This window comes from Mediterranea sp. An20 (genome assembly GCF_002160055.1).
GTDB classification, from domain to species: domain Bacteria; phylum Bacteroidota; class Bacteroidia; order Bacteroidales; family Bacteroidaceae; genus Bacteroides; species Bacteroides avicola.
The window spans coordinates 1-21,234 of sequence record NZ_NFJV01000043.1; the positions used below are offsets into that span (position 1 = coordinate 1).

The window sequence follows — 21,234 nt, forward strand, 5'->3', positions numbered from 1 at the left end:
CGAACAGAGAAGTTAAGCCCGACCGCGCCGATGGTACTGCGTAACAGTGGGAGAGTAGGTAGCCGCCGTCTTTACAGGTCCCTTCCCCGTGATGAACGGGGAGGGGATTTTTTGTATGCCCGGCATGGTTACGGAAGTCTGTTTGCCTGCTGTCTTAGTGGGACATTCATGGGGAGCGTGGTTGGTCTTGTTTTATAACCCTACGACAGCGATAGAATTTTTAGATGTGTCCCTAAGGTTGTTCCCTTTTTTATTTGTATTTTTGCCGCCGTTATGAGCAGAATCGTAGCCATAGATTACGGACGCAAGCGTTCAGGTATTGCGGTGACCGACACTTTGCAGCTGATTGCCAATGGGCTGACAACGGTGCCGACCCATGAATTGTTGTCGTTTCTTGTGGACTACGTGGCCAAAGAACCGGTTGAGCGTATTCTGGTGGGGCTTCCTAAACAGATGAACAATGAGTACTCTGAAAATATGAAATATATCGAACCTTTTGTTCGCTCGTTGAAAAAACATTTGCCACATGTTCCAGTAGAGTATGCGGATGAGCGTTTTACTTCTATGTTGGCACATCAGACGATGCTTGACGGCGGGTTGAAGAAAAAGGCAAGACGGAACAAGGCACTGGTGGACGAGATTAGTGCGACTATCATTCTGCAGACTTACCTGGAAAGTAAGCGCTTGTCTTTCTGATTTTTTTTAACTTTAAATTTCAAAGAGTATGGTTTTACCTATTTATGTGTATGGGCAACCTGTGTTGCGTAAAGTGGCCGAAGACATTGACCCGGCCTATCCGAACTTGAAGGAATTGATTGAAAATATGTTTGAGACGATGGACAAGGCCGATGGCGTGGGACTGGCTGCTCCTCAGATAGGTTTGCCTATCCGTGTCGTTGTCGTCAACTTGGACGTACTTTCGGAGGATTTTCCAGAATATAAGGGCTTTCGCAAGGCTTACATTAACGCTCATATCCTAGAAGTGGGGGGCGAAGAAGTCCCGATGGAAGAAGGCTGTCTGAGCTTGCCGGGCATTCACGAAACGGTGAAACGTGGCAGTAAAATCCGGGTGAAGTATTTGGATGAAGAGCTGAATCCCCACGAAGAAGTGGTTGAGGGGTATCTGGCCCGCGTGATGCAGCATGAATTTGACCATCTGGAGGGTAAAATGTTTATTGACCATCTTTCTCCTCTTCGCAAACAGATGATTAAAGGTAAACTGAGCGCCTTGCTGAAGGGGAAAGCACACTGCACCTACAAGGTGAAGACTGTGCACCATAAGTAAATGCAGGTGTCTGTCGGTTGACAATATCGGCAGACCGGCATTCACAATCAGTAAAAAGGCACAAAAAATACAAAAACTACTCCATTTATCCTGCTCGATGGCAGGAAAAACGCTATTTTTGTTCCGTTTCAAGCGTTTATGATAACAATGATCAAGAAAATACTGACGGCTTTTTTGCTGTTGCCTACCTTGCTGTATGCACAAATCAATACGGAACGCATGATGACTATTGCCCGGAATGCACTCTATTTTGAAGACTATGTGCTTTCTATCCAATATTTTAACCAGGTCATCAATGCAAAGCCTTATCTGTTTGAACCCTATTTTTTCCGTGGACTGGCCAAAATCAGCCTGGATGATTACCAGGGTGCCGAGGCTGATTGCTCGGAAGCTCTGACGCGCAATCCCTTTGTGGTGGGGGCTTATCAGGTGAGGGGCTTGGCACGTATCCGTCAGAGTAATTTTGACGGAGCTATAGACGATTACAAAACGGCTTTGAAGTATGATCCGGAAAACCTGGTTCTGTGGCATAACCTGTCTTTATGTCACATCCAGAAGAAAGATTATGCCTCGGCCAAGGAAGATTTGAGTAAGCTGTTGAAAATCTCTCCTCGCTATATGCCTGCTTATCTGATGTTTGGAGAAGTTGAGTTGAACCAGAAGGATACTGTGCAGGCGTTGCAGTATTTTGATAAGGCCATTGAATTGGAAAAGTATGACGCAAGCGGTTGGGGAGCCCGTGCCATAGTGAGGTTGGCGCAGGGGAAATATAAAGAAGCAGAATCGGACTTGGACCAGGCTATTCATCTAAGTGCGCGGAATGCGGGCTATTATATCAACCGGGCCTTGGCACGTTTCCACCAGAATAATTTGAGAGGAGCTATGCGCGATTATGACCTGGCGCTTGACATTGATCCTAATAACTTTTTAGGTCATTATAACCGTGGACTGTTGCGGGCTCAGGTGGGGGATGACAACCGTGCCATTGAGGATTTTGACTTTGTGCTCGAAATGGAGCCGGACAATATGATGGCGGCTTTCAACCGTGGTTTGTTGAGGGCACAGACAGGTGACTACCAGGGGGCCATCAGCGATTATTCAAAGGTGATTGCCGAATATCCCAATTTCACTACCGGTTATTATTATCGGGCCGAGGCACGTAGGAGAACAGGTGACTTGAAAGGAGCTGAACAGGATGAGTTCAAACTGATGCAAATGCAGATAGACCGTCGTAACAATCAGGGTAATAAGGCTGCATCTCAAGGTAGCGATAAGGATTTGGCTGACAATGACGGAGCCTCTGGCGACAATGAGGAAAACGAAGGGAAAACCCGTAAGAAGTCTGATCGGAATATCCATAATTACCGTAAGATTGTGATAGCAGACGATTCGGAGATGGACCAGCACTATACAAGTGACTATCGAGGTAGGGTGCAGAATCGTAATGTAGTTATCAAACTGGAACCCATGTATGCACTGACATATTATGAGAAGGTCAGCGATGTGAAACATACAGTGAATTATTACCGCTATATTGACGAACTGAACAATACGAAGGGCTTCCCGAAACCGCTGCGTATCACTAATATGGAAGCGCCGCTGACGGAAGAGCAGGTGCGTCTTCATTTCGCTTTGATTGATTCTCATACGGCAGCTATTGTGCAAGATCCGACCAATGCACAGAAACGTTTTATGCGCGGACTGGATTTCTATCTGGTGCAGGATTTTGACAGCTCTATTGATGATTTTACCCAGAGTATTCTGTTGGATGGCAATTTCTTCCCGGCTTACTTTATGCGGGCTTTGGTTCGTTATAAGGAACTGGATTATAGGAAGGCAGAAGGGGCGATGCGGGAAGGCGCCGGTCAGCATGTTGCAGAGAATGACGCGCCTGCAGTAACAGCTATGGATTATGAGATTGTGAAGAAAGACTTGGACAATGTCATCCGTCTGGCTCCCGATTTCGTATATGCCTATTATAATCGGGGCAATGTCCTTTCCATGCTGAAAGATTACCGGGCTGCTTTGGCCGATTACGACAAGGCCATCGAACTGAATCCGGGATTTGCCGAGGCTTATTTCAACCGCGGATTGACCCGTATCTTTTTGGGTAACAACAAGGACGGTATAGCCGATTTAAGTAAGGCTGGCGAATTGGGCATCGTCAATGCTTATAACATCATCAAACGTTTTACTGAACTTCCGGAGTAAACCGGGCAGTATTCTTTTGTACATGAAGTGCTAAAATGACAAAATCGGACGGAAAGGTGTGTTAAAAATAGAATATCCGCAAATAATTAATTATTTTTGCGTGCTGTAAGAGAAACATCTATAATAATTATGATAAAAATTACATTTCCTGACGGCTCCGTTCGTGAGTATAACGAAGGAGTGACGGGGTTGCAGATTGCAGAAAGCATCAGCCCCCGGTTGGCACAAGAAGTATTGTCTTGTGGCGTGAATGGAGAAACTTATGATTTAGGACGTCCCATTATGAGCGATGCCAATGTGGTGCTCTATAAATGGGAAGACGAGCAGGGCAAGCACACTTTCTGGCATACCAGTGCCCACTTGCTGGCTGAAGCTTTGCAGGAACTGTATCCCGGTATCCAGTTCGGTATCGGTCCTGCCATCGAAAACGGTTTCTATTATGATGTAGATCCGGGAGAGACACCGATTAAAGAAAGTGACTTGCCGGCCATTGAAAAGAAAATGATGGAATTGGCTGCCAGGAAAGAACCGGTGGTCAGGACAGACATCTCCAAAGCCGATGCCCTGAAAATGTTCGGCGAACGTGGGGAAACTTATAAATGTGAATTGATTTCCGAACTGGAAGACGGACATATCACTACTTATACCCAGGGAGCCTTTACAGACCTCTGCCGTGGACCGCACCTCATGACTACGGCTCCTATTAAGGCCATTAAACTGACTTCGGTGGCCGGTGCCTACTGGCGCGGACAGGAAGACCGCAAGATGATGACCCGTATCTATGGCATCACCTTCCCTAAGAAAAAAATGCTTGATGAATACCTCGTTTTGCTGGAAGAAGCCAAGAAACGTGACCATCGCAAGATAGGCAAGGAGATGGACCTCTTCATGTTCTCTGATACGGTGGGCAAGGGACTGCCCATGTGGTTGCCGAAAGGCGCTGCCGTGCGTCTCCGTTTGCAGGAGTTCCTGCGTCGCATTCAGGCCCGCTATGACTACCAGGAGGTGATTTGTCCGCCTATCGGCAACAAACTGCTGTATATCACTTCAGGGCATTATGCTAAATATGGTAAAGATTCTTTCCAGCCTATTCATACACCGGAAGAAGGAGAAGAGTATTTCCTGAAACCGATGAACTGCCCGCACCATTGTATGATCTACAAGAACTCTCCCCGTTCTTACAAAGATCTGCCTTTGCGTATAGCAGAATTCGGTACGGTCTGCCGTTATGAACAGAGCGGTGAGTTGCATGGATTGACCCGTGTGCGCAGCTTTACGCAAGACGATGCCCATATCTTCTGCCGTCCTGACCAGGTGAAGGAAGAATTCCTGCGTGTGATGGATATTATCTCAATTGTCTTCCGCTCTATGAATTTCGAGAACTTTGAGGCTCAGATTTCTTTGCGCGACAAGGAGAACCGTGAGAAGTATATCGGTAGTGATGAGAATTGGGAAAAGGCAGAGCAGGCTATTGTAGAGGCTTGTGCCGAAAAAGGATTGAAAGCCAAGATAGAATATGGCGAGGCGGCTTTCTATGGTCCTAAACTGGACTTCATGGTGAAAGACGCTATTGGCCGCCGTTGGCAATTGGGTACCATTCAGGTGGATTATAACCTGCCAGAACGCTTCGAACTGGAATATACGGGTGCCGACAACCAGAAGCACCGTCCGGTGATGATTCACCGTGCTCCCTTCGGATCTATGGAGCGTTTTGTGGCCGTGCTCATAGAGCATACTGCCGGCAAGTTCCCTCTGTGGCTTACTCCCGATCAGGTAGCTATCCTGCCCATTAGTGAGAAGTTTAACGGCTATGCCAATGAGGTGAAGCAGATTCTGAAGCAGTATGATATTCGCGCTGTGGTGGATGAACGTAACGAGAAGATAGGACGCAAAATTCGTGACAACGAGATGAAACGCATCCCCTATATGCTGGTGGTAGGTGAAAAAGAAGCTGAAAATGGTGAAATAGCCGTGCGCAAGCAAGGAGAAGGCGACCAGGGAACGATGAAAGTGGAGGATTTTGCGAAAAAAATTCACGAAGAAGTTCAGAATATGATAAATAAGTGGTAACTTTGCGCCCAATTGTAAAGGTATCCTCCTCGGAAAGGCACGTTCTTGTCGAGGAAATGCCTTTACATGGGTTAAAATTAGAGTAAAGAGCAATTTTAAGAGTAATAAAAAATAAGGAAAGCGGAAGCGAACGTATTTAATGAAGAATGACAAATTAAAAGGGCAACACCGGATTAATGAACAAATCCGTGCCAAAGAAGTCCGCATTGTGGGCGATGAAGTGGAATCGAAAGTGTATCCGATTGCACAAGCTTTGAAATTGGCTGAAGAACATGAAGCGGATCTTGTAGAGATTTCTCCTAATGCACAACCTCCTGTGTGTCGTATTATTGATTACTCTAAATTTCTTTACCAGCTGAAGAAGCGCCAGAAAGAGCAAAAAGCGAAACAGGTGAAGGTGAACGTCAAGGAGATTCGTTTCGGACCTCAGACGGATGATCACGATTACAACTTCAAGCTGAAGCATGCCAAAGGTTTCCTTGAAGATGGGGATAAAGTAAGAGCCTACGTTTTTTTCAAAGGTCGGTCTATCTTGTTCAAGGAACAGGGTGAAGTCTTGCTCCTGCGTTTTGCCAACGATCTGGAAGATTATGCTAAGGTTGACCAAATGCCGCTCTTGGAAGGGAAACGGATGACCATCCAATTGTCTCCCAAAAAGGGGGTGGCTAAAAAAACAAATGCCGGTAAAACGTCTGCTCCCGATAAAGCCGAAGCTATCGCTGATGATGATTTGGAAGCAGAAGAATAAGTAAGGACAAGAAAGTGTGTAACGCGGGTATAGTGCGTTGCCATATAGTTTAATAATTAAAAAACAAGTAAGATGCCAAAGATCAAGACTAACTCCGGTGCCAAAAAGAGATTTACTCTTACCGGAACGGGTAAAATCAAGAGAAAGCACGCTTTTCACAGTCACATTCTGACTAAGAAGACGAAGAAGCAGAAAAGAAATCTGTGTCATTCCACTCTGGTAGATACGGCAAATATCCGTCAGGTGAAGGAGCTCTTAGTAATGAGATAAAAGCGTATTTCAAAAGTATTTAAGTTATTAACCGAATGCATTAGCCGTAAGACCGCTGCGCGAGCAACGGCGCTAACATTCAAAAACAAGTAAAACTATGCCAAGATCAGTAAATCATGTTGCTTCAAGAGCAAGAAGAAAGAAAATCCTGAAATTAACCAGAGGTTATTTCGGTGCAAGAAAGAATGTGTGGACCGTAGCCAAGAATACATGGGAAAAGGGTCTGACTTATGCTTTCCGTGACCGCAAGAATAAGAAAAGAAACTTCCGCGCTTTGTGGATTCAGCGTATTAACGCTGCTGCCCGTTTGGAAGGTATGTCTTATTCCAAGTTGATGGGTGCTCTGCACAAGGCCGGCATTGAAATCAACCGCAAGGTTCTGGCCGATTTGGCTATGAACCATCCCGAAGCTTTCAAGGCTATTGTAGCTAAGGTTAAAGCTGCGTGATAGAGAAACAACGTTGTACAAGTTTTGAGGAGGGAGCAATTAAAGGCTTCCTCCTTCTTTTTTTATGGAGAATGGGACAGCCAGAAGTCTTGAAAGCCAAAATGAGGTATAAAATATGAAATATTACAAAGATATTTCTGTTTTTCTTGTTTCTTTCAAAGAAACTCTGTACATTTGCTGTAGAAAAAATAGCCGCATTGATTGGATCGGGAAACTCATCAATTTTTATGAAATACCGAGACAAGCTTCGCTTCTCAATGGCGGGCCACGCCCTTCGGGGTAACCTTTGAGTCGGTGGATTACAAAGAGGACGAGCACTCAAACCATGTCATTCGGAGTTTCATCACATCATCGGTGCGGCTTTCTATAAAGAAAGGACGGTTTTTCGTAAAGAAAGGCCGTCCTTTTTGTTGGTTGTGTGCCCGGCATGAGCGGAGTGAAGCGAAGTCGAAACATCTCACTTAACCAATCTTGAGACCACTCGGTTATGTTCGGGATGACAAATGATATAATCTCTATTCTTGTACACCTCTGTAAGGAGCGGAAAATAGAAGTAGGAAGAAAGCCATCTTGTTTTCCTCCTACTCCATTTATTACCGGTTGTGGCGCAAATCCCGTACTCGTACAGCTTTGCCTTCGCTTTGCGGAAGGGTACCTTTGTTGACGAATTGCAGCTTGGGCGTAAGCAGAATTTCGTCTTTGAGCTGGCGGGTGATTTCTTTGCGGATTCTTTCCAGTTCCAGATAGTTGTCTGATACAAGGTCGCTTAATTCTACTTGTACAATCATCTCGTCTTGGTTGTGGATGGTATCGAGTGTGATGAGATAATTGCTGCCCAGTTGAGGGAACTGTACCAGAATCTTTTCCACCTGCATGGGGAAGATGTTGACCCCTTTGATAATGAACATATCATCACTACGCCCTTTGATGCGGTCAATGCGCAAGTGGGTACGTCCGCAGGGGCATGTACCGGGTAGGATACGGGTCAGGTCGCGGGTGCGGTATCGGATAAGGGGCATCATTTCGCGGTCGAGTGTGGTGAGTACCAGTTCGCCGATTTCACCGTCGGGTACCGGCTCTCCCGTATCGGGGTCGATGATTTCTACCAGGTAACAATCTTCCCAAAAGTGCATGCCATTCTGTTCAAGGCATTCAAAAGCCACCCCCGGGCCGTTCATTTCTGTCATACCGAAGCTATTGTAAGCCTTGACCCCCAGCAAGCGTTCAATCTTGCGCCGTTGTTCGTCAGTGTGAGGTTCCGCACCGATGACCAGCGTACGCAAGGTTGTGGAAGCCGGGTCAATGCCTTCTTCTTGAAATACCTCTGCCAGACGGATGGCGTAGCTGGGAATGGCGTGCAAGGCAGTTGTGCCAAAATCCATGATGAATTTTATCTGGCGTTTGCTGTTGCCGGCAGCGGCAGGAACAGTCAGGGCACCCAGCCTTTCGGCACCATATTGGAAACCCAGTCCGCCGGTGAACATACCATATCCTGAACTGTTTTGAAATACGTCAGTCTTGCGGATGCCTACCATATAAAGGCAGCGTGCCACCAGGTTGGCCCAAGAGTCGAGGTCATGCTGAGAGTGTACGATGACAGTCGGAGTACCTGTAGTGCCGCTTGATGAATGAATACGCACCCCGTCTTCGCGCATATTACCCGCTACCAGTCCGAAAGGATAGTTGGCTCGCATGTCGGCTTTGGTGGTGAAGGGCAACTTGCGTATGTCTGCCAGCGAATGAATGTCATCGGCAGTGATGCCGATTTCGCGGAAAACTTTGCCGTAATAAGGAGAATGCGAGGCGATGCTGATCGTCTTTTTCAGGCGTTGCAGTTGTAATGCCTGCAACGCCTCACGAGGCATAGTCTCGATTTCTTCCTGCCAGTATTTGTCGTTCATGGTTATGAAGAATTGTTGTATTTTTATATCATTTTCTCAGCCATTTCTTTGCCCGCTTCCAATGCTCGCAGATTCATCTCCACAATGGCATCTCCTTTGCGTCGGAAAATGTCGCAGATACTTTCCTGCATTTTTTCGTAACTGATGCCAAGAAAGGGAACGGTAGCCCCCAGCAATATGATATTGGCTACGCGCGGACTCCCTATTTGGCGGGCAGCTTGGTTTACGTCCAATATGATGTGGTGGGGTACTTGTTCGATTTCCCTCCGGATAGCTTCTTCCGGCGGATAATTGGGTATGTTGATGAGTGGTACGGCATTGGTTACCAGCCATCCGTCTGCATTTAAATAAGGCAGGTAGCGCAGGGCTTCCATGGGTTCCAGCGAGATAATAAGGTCGCATTTGCCTATGGGGATAAGGTCGGAGGCTATGGGGCGGTCGCTGATACGCAAGTTCGACTGTACGTCGCCACCGCGCTGGCTCATGCCGTGCACTTCCGCCTGTTTCATATACAAACCGCCTTTCAGGGCTGCTTGACCGATGACGGCGGCAATAGAGAGGATACCTTGTCCTCCCACACCGGAGAGTATGATGTCTTTCTTCATGGCTGTTGTTTACTTATTACGTTTTTTACGGGCTAATGTCTGAATGCACTCGCGGCGGGGTATAATAACCGATACGCCGTGGTAAGCCAATTCTTCTCGAAGAATCTGTTCCATTTCCTCGTAGTTCTTTTTCAGCGGAACAACTACGCGGATGTGTTCCGGTTCCACGCCGATGCCGGCACAGATGCTTTCCAGGCGTCCGGTGCCTGCCGAATCTTGTCCGCCCGTCATGGCAGTTGTCTCGTTGTCGGAAATGATGATGGTCACGTCGGCTTGTTCGTTCACGCAGTCCAGTAGCCCGGTCATGCCAGAGTGTGTGAAGGTAGAGTCGCCGATGACTGCCACGGCCGGATAGATGCCTGCATCGGCGGCTCCTTTGGCCATGGTGATGGACGCGCCCATGTCTACGGTAGAGTGCAGGGCGTGGAAAGGAGCACCTGCCCCCAGTGTGTAGCAGCCGATGTCGCCAAATACGCGGTGGCTGGGGAAGTCAGTACGGAGCACCTTGTTCAGGATGGTATACATATCACGGTGTCCGCAACCTTCACACATGGCTGGTGGGCGCATTTCTACCAGAGAAGGAACGTGGTACAGAGGCTCATTGTGCAGCCCCAATGCGCGGGCAACGTTGTCGGGCGTCAGTTCGCCGTCGGGAGGCAGGGTGCCGTCCGTACGTCCTTTAACGCGGAGTGCATTTCCCAGATAACCCTTTAGCTGCTTTTCAACAAAAGGCTGTCCGTCTTCTACCACCAGCAGTGTATCACAATCGGTGGCTATTTTCATCAGTTGTTTGCGCGGCAGGGGATATTGTCCGATTTTCAGTATGGGATGCGGGCAACCGTCGGGATAATTTTCCATTACGTAGTTATAGCCAATGCCACAAGCAACAATACCCACGCTTTTGTCATTGCCATCCACATAACTGTTGTAAGGCGATTCTTCCGAAGCTTTGAGCAGGTCTGCCTGTTTTTCAAGCAATGCGTGGTAGCGTCGGCGGGCAATGCCGGGGAGCAATACGAACTGTCTGGCATCTTCTACGGCGGCAAGCGTAGGAGGAGCTTGTGGCTCAAGACGTTCAACACCTGCCCGTGAGTGAGCCAGGCGAGTAACCAGGCGCATCAGTACCGGTTCGCCAGTCTGTTCGGAGAAGTCGAACCCGTGGTAGGCCATGTCGTAGGCTTCTTGCTGGTTGCTGGGCTCAAAGATGGGGACGAGGGCAAAGTCGCCATAAAAGCGGCTGTCTTGTTCGTTTTGTGAAGAGTGCATGCCAGGGTCATCGGCTGCTACAACTATCAGACCGCCGCGTACACCGGTGATGCCGGCATTGACAAAACAGTCGGCCGCTACATTCATGCCCACGTGTTTCATGCACACCAACGCACGTTTGCCGGCAAACGACATACCTAAAGCTGCTTCCATGGCAGTCTTTTCATTGGCCGACCAACGGCTGTGTATGGCACGCTCCTTCTGTTCGGGAGCAGCCTGAATGTATTCTGTAATTTCAGTAGAGGGAGTACCTGGATAGGCATATACTCCGGAAAGGCCTGCATCGAGCGCACCTTGAGCCAGAGCTTCATCTCCCAGTAAGAGTTGTTTGTTCATACAATTGAAGGGTTTATCATGGTTGTTGAAACAATGTTTCGGCAAATATACGTCTTTTGCCGATATTTTGCAGACATTTTCAGCGGAAAATCTTTCTTTTGTTCAGTTCTTGTTGGTAGCGGCGTGCGTTCCGGAGATGCTCGCCATAGTTGGATGCAAAGTTATGTCGACCGGAGAAGTCTTCTTTAGCGCACATATACAGATAGTTATGACGAGTGTAGTTCAGTACTGCATCCAAGCCTTCGGGAGTGGCGATGCGGATAGGGCCGGGAGGAAGTCCGGTATGCAGATAGGTATTATAAGGTGATTCGATGGACAAATCGGCATAAGTGATGCGCTGTTTGCCAAAGTCGCCTACAGCAAAACGCACAGTCGGATCGGCCTGCAGTGGCATGCCTTGGTGCAGGCGGTTGATGTACAAGCCGGCTACAATGGGTTTTTCAGCCTTGTCGTTTGTCTCTTCTTCAACGATGGAGGCCAGCGTGGCTATCTCTGTCGGTGTCATGCCTAATGCTTGCGCCTTGTCGCGCCGTTCCTTGTTCCAGAACCGCTCGTGTTCTTTGACCATGCGTTGCAGGAAATCCTTGGCACTCATGTCCCAGTAAACTTCGTATGTATTAGGAATGAACAAAGCCGGCAATGTCTGGCGGTTGTATCCCCACGCTGCCATGCGGGCACTGTCGGCCCATAGTGTGGCGATGTCGGCTGAATCAGTCATGAGTTGTCTCCCTATATGTTGTGCCAGCCTGTCCAGTTGGCGTACACTGCCTACCACTAAGTTCATAGGTTCCTGGTAGCCTCGGAGAAGGCGGCTCAATACGTGGTAAATGCTTTCGCCCGGTCGGATGGCGTAACGTCCTGTGTGCACGTGCTGCTCATAATGGCGGTAGTGTACCATCCAGCGGAAACCGGTGCGGGCAAAGGTGTTGAGGGGTGCCTGGGTTTCTATCTTATTGTATATGGAGTCTACAGTATCGTCTGTATCTATATAAATATAAACGGTACGGTCCGGGTGAAATTGGGGCCCAAACCATAGATAGGCTAACGTGCCTGCACCGATGGCTGCCAAGAGCAGTATTCCTGTAGCCAGAACGAGAAGATTCCTTTTCTTTTTCTTTTCCATGTGGCAAAGATAAGGAGAATCGGCGGATAATCAGACTTTGGACAGAAAGAAAAAAAAGAGGCTTGGAGGGTTTGTACCCGATAACGGGGGCTGCGTGACGGCGGGGAATGAAAAAAGGAGGTGTTGTTGCACCTCCTTCTTTTGGGTGAGCCGTTAGCCAGACTTGAACTGGCGACCTACGCGTTACGAATGCGTTGCTCTACCAACTGAGCTATAACGGCAATCAGCAGTGTTTCGCTTACGGGGTGCAAAGGTACAGCTTTATTTTGAACCGCCAAACTTTTCTGTTGTTTTTTTAGGGTCTGTCGAAAAAACGGCTTCTCTGCCTGGGCAAGCGCTTTCTGTCCAATTGCCAAGCGATAAGAAGCCTGCTTCCGGGCGATAAGAAGTCTGCTTCTTATATATATGAAGTATTGTGCTGGTTTTCATGATGATGCGAACCTGTTCATGTGCTGCCCGAATGGCATAGAGTTCTGCTGTATGGCGGGCATGGGAGATAAAACCGGGACCAGGCAGAAACCCGGTATCCCGACGGTCATCCGGTTGGGTGTCGTTAAAAAATGTCCGGGAATTCTGTTAGATTGATGTCCTTTTTTGAAATCTTAGAAGTTGAAAACATCTGTGTTATTAAATAAAGTATTAACTTTGCGCCCGATTCTTGTAATGCAATTAGCTAATATATTATATGCGTAGAATAATCCTTTTATTTTCGCTGATGTTTGTCGTAGCAGGCGCAGTGATGGCCCAGCAGATGACAGACGATCAGATTGTCCAGTATGTAAAAAGTGCCAACCAGGCCGGAAAGAGTCAGCAGCAGATTGCATCCGAATTGATGCGTCGGGGCGTTACACGGCAACAGTTGGAGAAGTTGTATGCCAAGTATCAGAACGGTGAAACAACCGGTCAGTCAGAAAAAACGTCTGCCGAAACCAGCCGCATGCGCTCACTTTCCACGGATAGAAACAAGGCAGAGTCTGTTTCTGGCAAGGCTATGTCTGTTTCTGGTGAGGAGATAGCCATGGAAGATTCAACCAGACTTGCGCAACCGTCAGTCGAACAGAAAGAGGACCCTACACAGCAGATATTCGGACATAATATTTTTACGAATGAGAATCTGACTTTCGAACCCAATGTCAATGTGGCTACTCCGGTCGATTATCGGCTGGGACCTGGTGATGAGGTGATTATCGACGTGTGGGGAGCTTCCGAGACCACCATCCGTGAAACCATCTCTCCCGAGGGAAGTATACACGTGAGCAATCTGGGACCGGTTTACCTGAGCGGGAAAACGGTGAAGGAGGCCAATGCCTACCTGAAAGAAGAATTTGCCAAGATTTATTCAGGCGTATCCGGCAATATGCCTAACACACAGGTCAAACTGACGTTGGGGCAGATTCGCTCCATCCAGGTCAATGTGATGGGCGAGGTCGCTGTACCCGGTACTTACACCCTTTCGGCGTTCGCTTCCGTCTTCCATGCTCTTTATCGGGCAGGAGGTGTCAATGAGATAGGTAGCTTGCGCAGCATCCGCGTCGTGCGGGGAGGCTCTGTGGTGGCCGATCTGGATGTGTATGATTTCATCATGAAAGGTAAATTGAAGGATGATATTCGCCTGGAAGACGGTGATGTGATTCTGGTGCAGCCTTATCAGTCGCTCGTGCAGATTTCCGGTAAAGTAAAACGCCCTATGTTCTATGAAATGAAAGAGGGGGAAACTGCTGCTTTGTTGATAGACTTTGCCGGCGGCTTTACCGGCGATGCCTACAAGAAGGCTGTTCGTGTCATCCGCAAGAGTGGCCGCGAATTGCAGGTCTACAATGTCGACGAACAGGAGTTTGCCGCTTTCCCGATGGACGATGGCGACCAGGTGAGTGTGGATTCTGTGTTGCAGCGTTTTGAAAACCGCGTGGAAATCCGGGGAGCCGTCTACCGGGCAGGACTTTATCAGTTGGATGGCGGAATGAATACGGTAAAGCAGCTTATTCAGAAGTCCGAAGGAGTACGTGGTGATGCGTTCCTCAATCGGGCAATCCTGGACCGGGAGCGTGAGGACCTGGAACATGAAATCATTCAGGTAGATGTAAAAGGCATTCTGAATGGAACCGTTGCTGATATTCCTTTGCAGAAGAATGACGTGCTTTACATTCCCAGCATCCATGATTTGAAAGAAGAAGCGACACTGACCATTCACGGCGAAGTGGCCAATCCTGGCACCTATCTTTATTCGGACAATATGACCGTAGAAGATCTTGTGCTTCAGGCAGGCGGATTGTTGGAATCGGCTTCCACCACCAAGGTAGAGGTGGCGCGCCGGGTCAAGAACCCTAAAAGTTCGCAATTCAGCCAGGTTGTGGGTGAAAGTTTTGCATTCGACCTGAAAGACGGCTTCCTGACGGGTGAAGGGAGTGAGAACTTCCATTTGCAGCCTTTTGATGAGGTGTACATCCGCAAAAGTCCGGCTTATCACAAGCAGCAGAATGTCGTGGTTGGCGGCGAGGTGCTTTTCAGCGGAAGCTATGCCCTGTCTAAGAAGAATGAGCGTTTGAGCAACCTGATAGAAAAAGCCGGTGGAGTTACTCCCGATGCCTATGTGCGGGGTGCCCGACTTATCCGTCAGATGACGGAAGACGAAAAGAACCGCCGCGAGGCTACGTTGCGTATGGCACGGTCGGGTAGCGGGAAAGACTCTATTTCTGTGGATATGCTCGATTTGAGTGACTTCTATTCAGTAGGTATCAATCTGGAGAAGGCTTTGGCTCGTCCTGGAGGAGATGATGATTTGGTATTGCGGGAAGGCGATATGCTGTATGTGCCTGAATATGTCAGCACGGTGAAAATCAACGGTGCTGTCATGTATCCCAATACGGTTACTTATAAAGAAGGTGAAGATCTGAAGTATTACATCAACCAAGCGGGCGGCTTTGCCAATAATGCTAAAAAGAAGAAGGCGTTTGTTGTTTATATGAATGGTACCGTATCGCGCTTGAAGACGCGAAACTCCAAGGCCATTGAGCCCGGTTGCGAGATTATTGTGCCAAGCAAGGACAAACGCAACCGGATGTCACCGGCCGAGATACTCAGCATCGGTACTTCTACGGCTTCTTTGGCTACTATGATAGCTACTTTGGTTAACCTTTTTAAGTAAATCTGCAATGAGCGAAGAAAAAATACAGCAGCATAACATGGCTCCTGCGCAACCTGAGGAGCAGGAAATAGACCTGATAGAACTGGCCCAGAAGGTGTGGGCTGAACGTAAACTGATATTCAAGGCTTGCGGCATAGCTGTCATAGTGGCTTTGGTGGTGGCTTTCAGCATTCCTAAAGAGTATGCGACAAGTGTAACCCTGGCACCGGAAACCGGTGGAAAAAGCACGTCGGGCAGCATGGGTGCCTTGGCAGCCATGGCGGGCATCAGCTTGGGCTCTTCTTCCGGTGAAGATGCTCTTTCGCCCGAACTTTATCCGGATATTGTGAGTTCTACGCCTTTCTTGACCAGCCTTTTTGATGTGCGGGTCAAGAATGAAGAGGCAGAAATAGATACTACGCTGTATGCTTATCTGAAAGATTATCAGCGGGCACCCTGGTGGAGCATGGTTGTTTCTGCTCCTTTTAAGGCTATCGGCTGGTTTGCATCCTTGTTCAGGGATGAAGAAGAAGGTGGGGAAACTCGTCTGGATCCTTTTCATCTTACCCAGGATGAGGCTGCTATTGCTGATGCGTTGAGCAGCAAGCTGGCCGTATCGGTCGATAAGAAAACGGGTGTCACAACTTTGACGGTAACCATGCAGGATCCGCTTATTTCGGCTTCCCTTACCGATACCGTCATGCGTAGTTTGCAGAGTTACATCACAGACTATCGTACCAACAAGGCGCGCCACGATTTGGCCTTTACGGAGAAACTGTATGAAGAAGCCAAAGAAAACTACACGGAAGCTCAGGAAAAATATGCCAGCTATGTTGACGTGAATCAGGGGATTATCAAACAGAGCTATAAAGTGGAGCAGGAGCGTCTGCAAAATGAAATGAACTTGGCTTATCAGGTTTATACGCAAGTGTCCCAGCAGTTGCAGATGGCGCGGGCCAAGGTGCAGGAAATTACTCCGGTTTATACGGTTGTGCAACCTGCTACCGTTCCTTTGCGTGCCTCCAAACCCAACAAGGTTATGATTCTGGTAGGGTTTGTTTTCTTGGCTGCGGTAGGCTGTGTCGGCTGGATTCTTTTTGTAAAGGACTTTATCAAAAGCTGGAAGACCCCCAAAGCGGATTCGCCTGTAGGCGGGGAAGTCTAATCCGACGGCCGCTGATCAATAGGCGACTGAGCGAGAAATAGATGGGCAGTTTCTTGAGCTTGTGGAAGTAGGGACTGCTGTCTGTCTGATTAGCGGCATGTAAGCATCGTATTTTCTATCAACTAAGTGCCGGAGTTGAGTTTAATCAACCTTGGAGTCATAAAAGCACAGAGTAGTGGGTTTGCCTGCATTGCATGAGGTGTACGGAGTCATCCCACTGCTCTGTGCTTTTTATATGAGTATGGTTGGACCGACCGGAGTGTCGGGGGCTATCTTCACCGCAGTGTTTGATACGGACTAATTTTATACATATACTTATGTCGGGGGCATTGGAGGTGGAGGAAAAATTGTATTTTTGCATCAGAATCAGACAAAAAGATAGTTATGGTAGTATTTTCGGAAGACCACATACAAGAAACCCGACGCCGTGGACGGATTGAAGTAATCTGCGGTTCTATGTTCTCCGGCAAGACAGAAGAACTGATCCGTCGGCTCAAGCGTGCTCAGTTTGCCCGTTTGCGGGTGGAAATTTACAAACCTGCCATTGATACGCGCTATTCGGAAGCCGATGTGGTGTCGCACGACAGTCATGCTATATCGTCTACCCCGGTGGACTCTTCGGCCAGTATCCTGCTCTTTACCTCAGAAGTCGATGTCGTAGGCATTGACGAGGCACAGTTTTTTGACGATGGTCTGGTAGATGTGTGTAATCAGTTGGCGGATAGTGGCGTGCGCGTTATTGTGGCTGGGTTGGACATGGATTTCCGCGGGCGTCCTTTTGGTCCTATGCCTGCGCTTTGTGCCATTGCCGACGAAGTGTCGAAAGTACATGCCATTTGTGTGAAGTGCGGCGAACTGGCTGCTTTCTCGCACCGTAAGGTGAAGAACGACAGACAAGTCTTATTGGGTGAGACAGAAGAATACGAACCCCTGTGCCGCCAGTGTTACCGGAAGGCAATATGGGCAGAAGAGGAAAATGGTAGGTCTGACGGCTATAAGTAAATTTTAGCATATAATTAGTGATGGAGCGTAAGAAAATTACATTTGACAGTTTTATTCGCGGCATCTTGGTGGCAGTGATTATTATCGGTGTCCTGATGCTTTTCAAGCGGCTCAGTAGCGTGTTGCTGCCTTTCTTTGTGGCATGGGTGCTTGCTTATCTTATTTATCCGCTTGTTACGTTTTTCCAGTATCGGTTGAAGCTGAAAAATAGAGCCGTTTCTATTTTCTGCGCCTTATTTTCCCTCCTCTTGGTGGGAGGATTGGCTTTTTACCTGCTCGTTCCTCCTATGTTACAAGAGTTTGGCCGTCTGAAAGATTTACTGTTGGAGTACTTTTCCTACGGACATAGGTCGGGCAATATTCCGCAACTGCTCTCTGAATTTTTGCGTGAGCATGTGGATCGTGAGGCCCTTGCCGAATTTGTAAACAGCAGCGATATTCTGACTGCAGTCAAGGATGCGCTTCCCCGTGTGTGGGGGCTGTTGGCAGAGTCAGTCAATATTCTTTTTAGCTTCTTTACCGTATTCATGGTATTACTTTATGTCGTATTCATTTTGTGGGATTATGAAAGCATAGCCAACGGTTGGGTGCATTTGGTGCCTCGCAGCTATCGTCCTGTTGTGGTCGGCATTTTCAACGATGTGAAAGACGGCATGAACCGTTATTTCCGTGGTCAGGCACTGGTTGCTTTCTGTGTGGGTATCCTGCACGCAGTCGGTTTTCTCATCATCGACTTTCCTTTGGCCATTGGTTTAGGGTTGCTTATCGGTTTGCTCAACATGGTGCCCTATTTGCAAGTATTAGGTTATGTGCCAACAGTTATTCTGGCTATTTTGAAAGCGGCCGATACGGGAGGCAACTTCTGGTTTATTTTGTTGGGAGCTGTCATTGTGTTTGTGGTGGTTCAGCTTATCCAAGACATGGTACTTGTGCCTCGTATCATGGGTAAGATTACAGGACTGAATCCAGCCATAATTCTCCTTTCGCTTTCCGTATGGGGTTCGCTGATGGGTATGCTGGGGATGATTATAGCTCTGCCCCTTACCACTCTGATGCTCTCCTATTACCAGAGATATATCATAAACAAGGAAGATATTATGCGAACTCATATCTCTGACAATCAGTGATTTGTTGTTCTTGCACAAAAATAAATCCAAAAAAGTTTCTCAAAATATTTGCAGATTACAAAATAATGCCTACCTTTGCACTCGCTTAACAGCACTAAGGTTTGATTCGCTAGCTCAGCAGGTAGAGCACAACACTTTTAATGTTGGGGTCTTGGGTTCGAGCCCCAAGCGGATCACCAGAAAATCAAGCGATTATCTAAAACGGATAGTCGCTTTTTTCGTGTTTATATGTTGGTTTTGAACGTCTGATGTAAACCAAGATGTAAACCAGTAAACTGTATGAGTGAAACAATTAAAGTGCTGTGTTACAAGTCAAAAAAACTTAGCAATGGCGAACATCCATTAATGGTTTGCGTCTGCAAAGACGGGAAACGAAAGTACCAAAGTCTTGGCATTTCAGTCAAGGCAGAATGGTGGGACTTTAAAGCTAATCTACCTAAAGGCAAATGTCCCAATCGTGAGAGAATCATTCTTCTTATAAACGAGAAGATTAACGAGATTCAGAAAGCAGCCTTAGACAAACGAATAGCAGGCAAAGACTTTACAGCTGCAACCCTGATAGAATCTACCTCTTCTAAAGATAGTTCACACAAAACAGTAGGTGAATATTATCTGACCTACATTCAGAACTTGAAAAAAGAGAAAAGAATCAGATATGCAGGAATGCTTGAAGTTTCCTACAACTCTTTTATCAAGTTCAACAGGCATCTTGACATACCTTTTTCTGACATAGATGTGGCTTGGCTAAAGAAATATGAGTTGTGGATGAAAGGACAGAATCTTTCAGTAAGCACCATCAGCACAAGAATCAGGCATTTGCGAGCCGTCTTTAATTTGGCAATAACGGAACATTCCATTAAGAATGATTGCTATCCATTCCATACCTATAAAGTGTCAAAGCTAAACAGGCAGACACCAAAAAGAGCCATTACAAAGAAAGATGTGATGAAGATAATGCGCTATCAAGGCAAGTCTGATATGGAATGCTTGGCAATAAATGTGTTTGTTTTCTCTTATCTGAATGCAGGAATCAATTTCATAGACATAGCCAAACTGAAACATTCCAATATTGTAGAAAGTCACCTTATATATAATAGGGAGAAAACAAAGAAGCTGATAAATGTACCACTTCAAACAAAAGCATTGGAGATAATAGCTAAATATCAGAGTGATAAATCACCTTATTTGTTTCCTATCCTCTCGCCGTTTCACCAAACAGAAGTGCAAGTAGCAAACAGACTGCACAAGGTGTTGGCTAAAGTAAACAAGCATCTAAAAGAAATAGGTGAAAGACTGAATCTGCCTATTCCCCTCACGACCTATGTAGCCCGCCATTCCTATGCAACCGTGTTGAAGCGTGCAGGTGTTTCCACCTCTATAATAAGTGAATCATTGGGGCATAGTTCAGAAAGAGTGACACAAATCTATCTTGACAGCTTTGACAATGAACAGATAAACAGTGCAATGAAATACTTGCTCTAAATGCAGAAAAGTCCGCTTATCAAATGGTAGGTGGACTTTTTTCATTACCTTTATAGCCTAAAAATCAAAGAGCTATGCAACAACCAATAGATGACAACAACGAGAAACAGTTTCAGTACATTTCAAGCCTTTTAAGAGGAAAGGGCGAGCCGTTCTATCTGCCTGATGGTACACCTTTATATCCTAATATCTTGAATGTGAATATGCCATTTGAAACAATGCACATATTTGCAGAACGTTACAACAATGGTGAAATACTATGCCCCTATAAGTACGAGAACTATATCAATGACAAAGAATTGCAAGCCACTATAAATGGGCTACAAATGGATGCAGATGCTTTTTGGTTGCTTGCCATATTCTGTTTTGACTTTGCCCGTAGTGTGTGCATAAACGGATTCACCATAAAGGACAGTGCAAAAAGGACTATTGAAAAGTTTATCAATCTCACCCCTGATGATGAAGATTCTGCAATGAAACTTACCATTAAAACAGACAAGGGCAAAATGGAGATTGAGGACAGTCACGCCATTACCTATATTCTAAAATGGGTGAAACAAGCCTATGAACAAAACGAGGATGCGATACGTGGCTGGACGGCAGAAGAAGCCAAAGACATCTTTAGTCCAAGACAAGAATCTTATTCCGTTTTTATATGGTACTTTGCTACTTTAATGAGGGAGTTTTTTGCACTCAATCCTCAATTTAAAGGTAAACGAAAGAAAGGTGAAAGCGGCAAATTTGACAAGAATCTCTTAATCTCAAAGCTAATATATTATATGGAACTATCTGCAAAAGATTCATTTACCGCTGACGCAGAAACCTTAAAAGGCTTCTTAAAACAATACAAGAACAAGCAAATCATAACGCATTCAGATATATATTACTAAGAAACACAGCATATTATCACTTATAAGAGAATCCTGTTGCTCCAATGTGAGTAGCAGGATTTTTCTGTATGCTCGGCATGAGTATTAGCTAACGGGTGCAAGTCCCGAATGAGCCCTAATAGCGGGAATCATACAGCCCATGGCAAGGGTGTCCATCGCGAGTTGGAATCTGAAAGAAGCC

At 46.8% G+C, this 21,234-nt stretch carries 18 protein-coding genes and 2 tRNA genes; 14 read left to right on the plus strand and 6 right to left on the minus strand.

All coding sequences use genetic code 11. The annotated features are described in order from the left end of the window. Positions 1 to 273 precede the first annotated feature (273 nt). The 7 genes from ruvX (at position 274) to rplT (ending at position 7,032) form a co-directional block, all read left to right on the plus strand. Positions 274 to 696, plus strand: coding sequence for a Holliday junction resolvase RuvX (gene ruvX, locus B5F34_RS16175; RefSeq protein ID WP_087340820.1), 423 nt, complete (start codon positions 274 to 276; stop codon positions 694 to 696). A gap of 28 nt (positions 697 to 724) precedes the next feature. Beyond that, positions 725 to 1,285 carry a peptide deformylase gene (gene def, locus B5F34_RS16180; protein ID WP_087340821.1) on the plus strand — a complete coding sequence of 187 codons (561 nt, stop codon included), beginning with the start codon at positions 725 to 727 and terminating at the stop codon, positions 1,283 to 1,285. A gap of 147 nt (positions 1,286 to 1,432) precedes the next feature. Then, positions 1,433 to 3,496, plus strand: a complete 2,064-nt coding sequence (locus tag B5F34_RS16185) for a tetratricopeptide repeat protein (protein ID WP_087340837.1) — start codon at positions 1,433 to 1,435, stop codon at positions 3,494 to 3,496. A 129-nt stretch (positions 3,497 to 3,625) separates the two neighbouring features. Beyond that, on the plus strand, positions 3,626 to 5,566 hold the full coding sequence (gene thrS / locus B5F34_RS16190; RefSeq protein WP_087340822.1) for a threonine--tRNA ligase: 1,941 nt from the start codon (positions 3,626 to 3,628) through the stop codon (positions 5,564 to 5,566). A gap of 139 nt (positions 5,567 to 5,705) precedes the next feature. Next, positions 5,706 to 6,314 carry a translation initiation factor IF-3 gene (gene infC, locus B5F34_RS16195; RefSeq protein WP_087340823.1) on the plus strand — a complete coding sequence of 203 codons (609 nt, stop codon included), beginning with the start codon at positions 5,706 to 5,708 and terminating at the stop codon, positions 6,312 to 6,314. Positions 6,315 to 6,386: 72 nt separating this feature from the next. Then, positions 6,387 to 6,584 carry a 50S ribosomal protein L35 gene (gene rpmI, locus B5F34_RS16200; RefSeq protein ID WP_087340824.1) on the plus strand — a complete coding sequence of 66 codons (198 nt, stop codon included), beginning with the start codon at positions 6,387 to 6,389 and terminating at the stop codon, positions 6,582 to 6,584. A gap of 97 nt (positions 6,585 to 6,681) precedes the next feature. After that, positions 6,682 to 7,032, plus strand: a complete 351-nt coding sequence (gene rplT / locus B5F34_RS16205; RefSeq protein WP_087340825.1) for a 50S ribosomal protein L20 — start codon at positions 6,682 to 6,684, stop codon at positions 7,030 to 7,032. Between the two features lie 593 nt (positions 7,033 to 7,625). Here rplT and B5F34_RS16210 read toward each other — a convergent pair. The 6 genes from B5F34_RS16210 to B5F34_RS17635 all read right to left on the minus strand — a co-directional run bounded on the left by B5F34_RS16210 (position 7,626) and on the right by B5F34_RS17635 (position 12,692). Then, complete coding sequence (locus tag B5F34_RS16210) at positions 7,626 to 8,933, minus strand: phenylacetate--CoA ligase (protein WP_087340826.1); 1,308 nt, start codon at positions 8,931 to 8,933, stop codon at positions 7,626 to 7,628. Positions 8,934 to 8,956: 23 nt separating this feature from the next. After that, the gene (locus B5F34_RS16215; RefSeq protein ID WP_087340827.1) at positions 8,957 to 9,538 is read right to left on the minus strand and encodes an indolepyruvate oxidoreductase subunit beta; all 582 of its coding nucleotides are present in this window, start codon (positions 9,536 to 9,538) and stop codon (positions 8,957 to 8,959) included. Between the two features lie 9 nt (positions 9,539 to 9,547). After that, positions 9,548 to 11,140, minus strand: a complete 1,593-nt coding sequence (locus tag B5F34_RS16220) for an indolepyruvate ferredoxin oxidoreductase subunit alpha (protein ID WP_087340828.1) — start codon at positions 11,138 to 11,140, stop codon at positions 9,548 to 9,550. A gap of 79 nt (positions 11,141 to 11,219) precedes the next feature. After that, complete coding sequence (mltG, locus tag B5F34_RS16225; protein WP_087340829.1) at positions 11,220 to 12,263, minus strand: endolytic transglycosylase MltG; 1,044 nt, start codon at positions 12,261 to 12,263, stop codon at positions 11,220 to 11,222. Positions 12,264 to 12,411: 148 nt separating this feature from the next. Next, positions 12,412 to 12,484 (minus strand) — tRNA-Thr (locus B5F34_RS16230). Between the two features lie 40 nt (positions 12,485 to 12,524). Beyond that, a complete protein-coding gene (locus tag B5F34_RS17635) occupies positions 12,525 to 12,692 on the minus strand; it encodes a hypothetical protein (RefSeq protein ID WP_162609357.1) in 168 nt (55 codons plus the stop codon). 256 nt (positions 12,693 to 12,948) lie between these two features. Between B5F34_RS17635 and B5F34_RS16240 the strand changes: the two genes are divergently transcribed. The 7 genes from B5F34_RS16240 (at position 12,949) to B5F34_RS16270 (ending at position 21,053) form a co-directional block, all read left to right on the plus strand. Next, positions 12,949 to 15,408 carry an SLBB domain-containing protein gene (locus B5F34_RS16240; RefSeq protein WP_087340831.1) on the plus strand — a complete coding sequence of 820 codons (2,460 nt, stop codon included), beginning with the start codon at positions 12,949 to 12,951 and terminating at the stop codon, positions 15,406 to 15,408. A gap of 7 nt (positions 15,409 to 15,415) precedes the next feature. Continuing rightward, positions 15,416 to 16,552 (plus strand): Wzz/FepE/Etk N-terminal domain-containing protein, encoded by a 1,137-nt coding sequence (locus B5F34_RS16245; RefSeq protein WP_087340832.1) that lies wholly within the window; start codon positions 15,416 to 15,418, stop codon positions 16,550 to 16,552. Positions 16,553 to 16,936: 384 nt separating this feature from the next. After that, positions 16,937 to 17,554 carry a thymidine kinase gene (locus B5F34_RS16250; RefSeq protein WP_087340833.1) on the plus strand — a complete coding sequence of 206 codons (618 nt, stop codon included), beginning with the start codon at positions 16,937 to 16,939 and terminating at the stop codon, positions 17,552 to 17,554. Positions 17,555 to 17,574: 20 nt separating this feature from the next. Then, positions 17,575 to 18,681, plus strand: a complete 1,107-nt coding sequence (locus tag B5F34_RS16255; protein WP_087340834.1) for an AI-2E family transporter — start codon at positions 17,575 to 17,577, stop codon at positions 18,679 to 18,681. A gap of 103 nt (positions 18,682 to 18,784) precedes the next feature. Then, positions 18,785 to 18,860, plus strand: a tRNA-Lys gene (locus tag B5F34_RS16260). A gap of 100 nt (positions 18,861 to 18,960) precedes the next feature. After that, on the plus strand, positions 18,961 to 20,163 hold the full coding sequence (locus B5F34_RS16265; RefSeq protein ID WP_087340835.1) for a site-specific integrase: 1,203 nt from the start codon (positions 18,961 to 18,963) through the stop codon (positions 20,161 to 20,163). Positions 20,164 to 20,237: 74 nt separating this feature from the next. Next, positions 20,238 to 21,053 carry a hypothetical protein gene (locus B5F34_RS16270; protein ID WP_087340836.1) on the plus strand — a complete coding sequence of 272 codons (816 nt, stop codon included), beginning with the start codon at positions 20,238 to 20,240 and terminating at the stop codon, positions 21,051 to 21,053. Positions 21,054 to 21,234 lie beyond the last annotated feature (181 nt).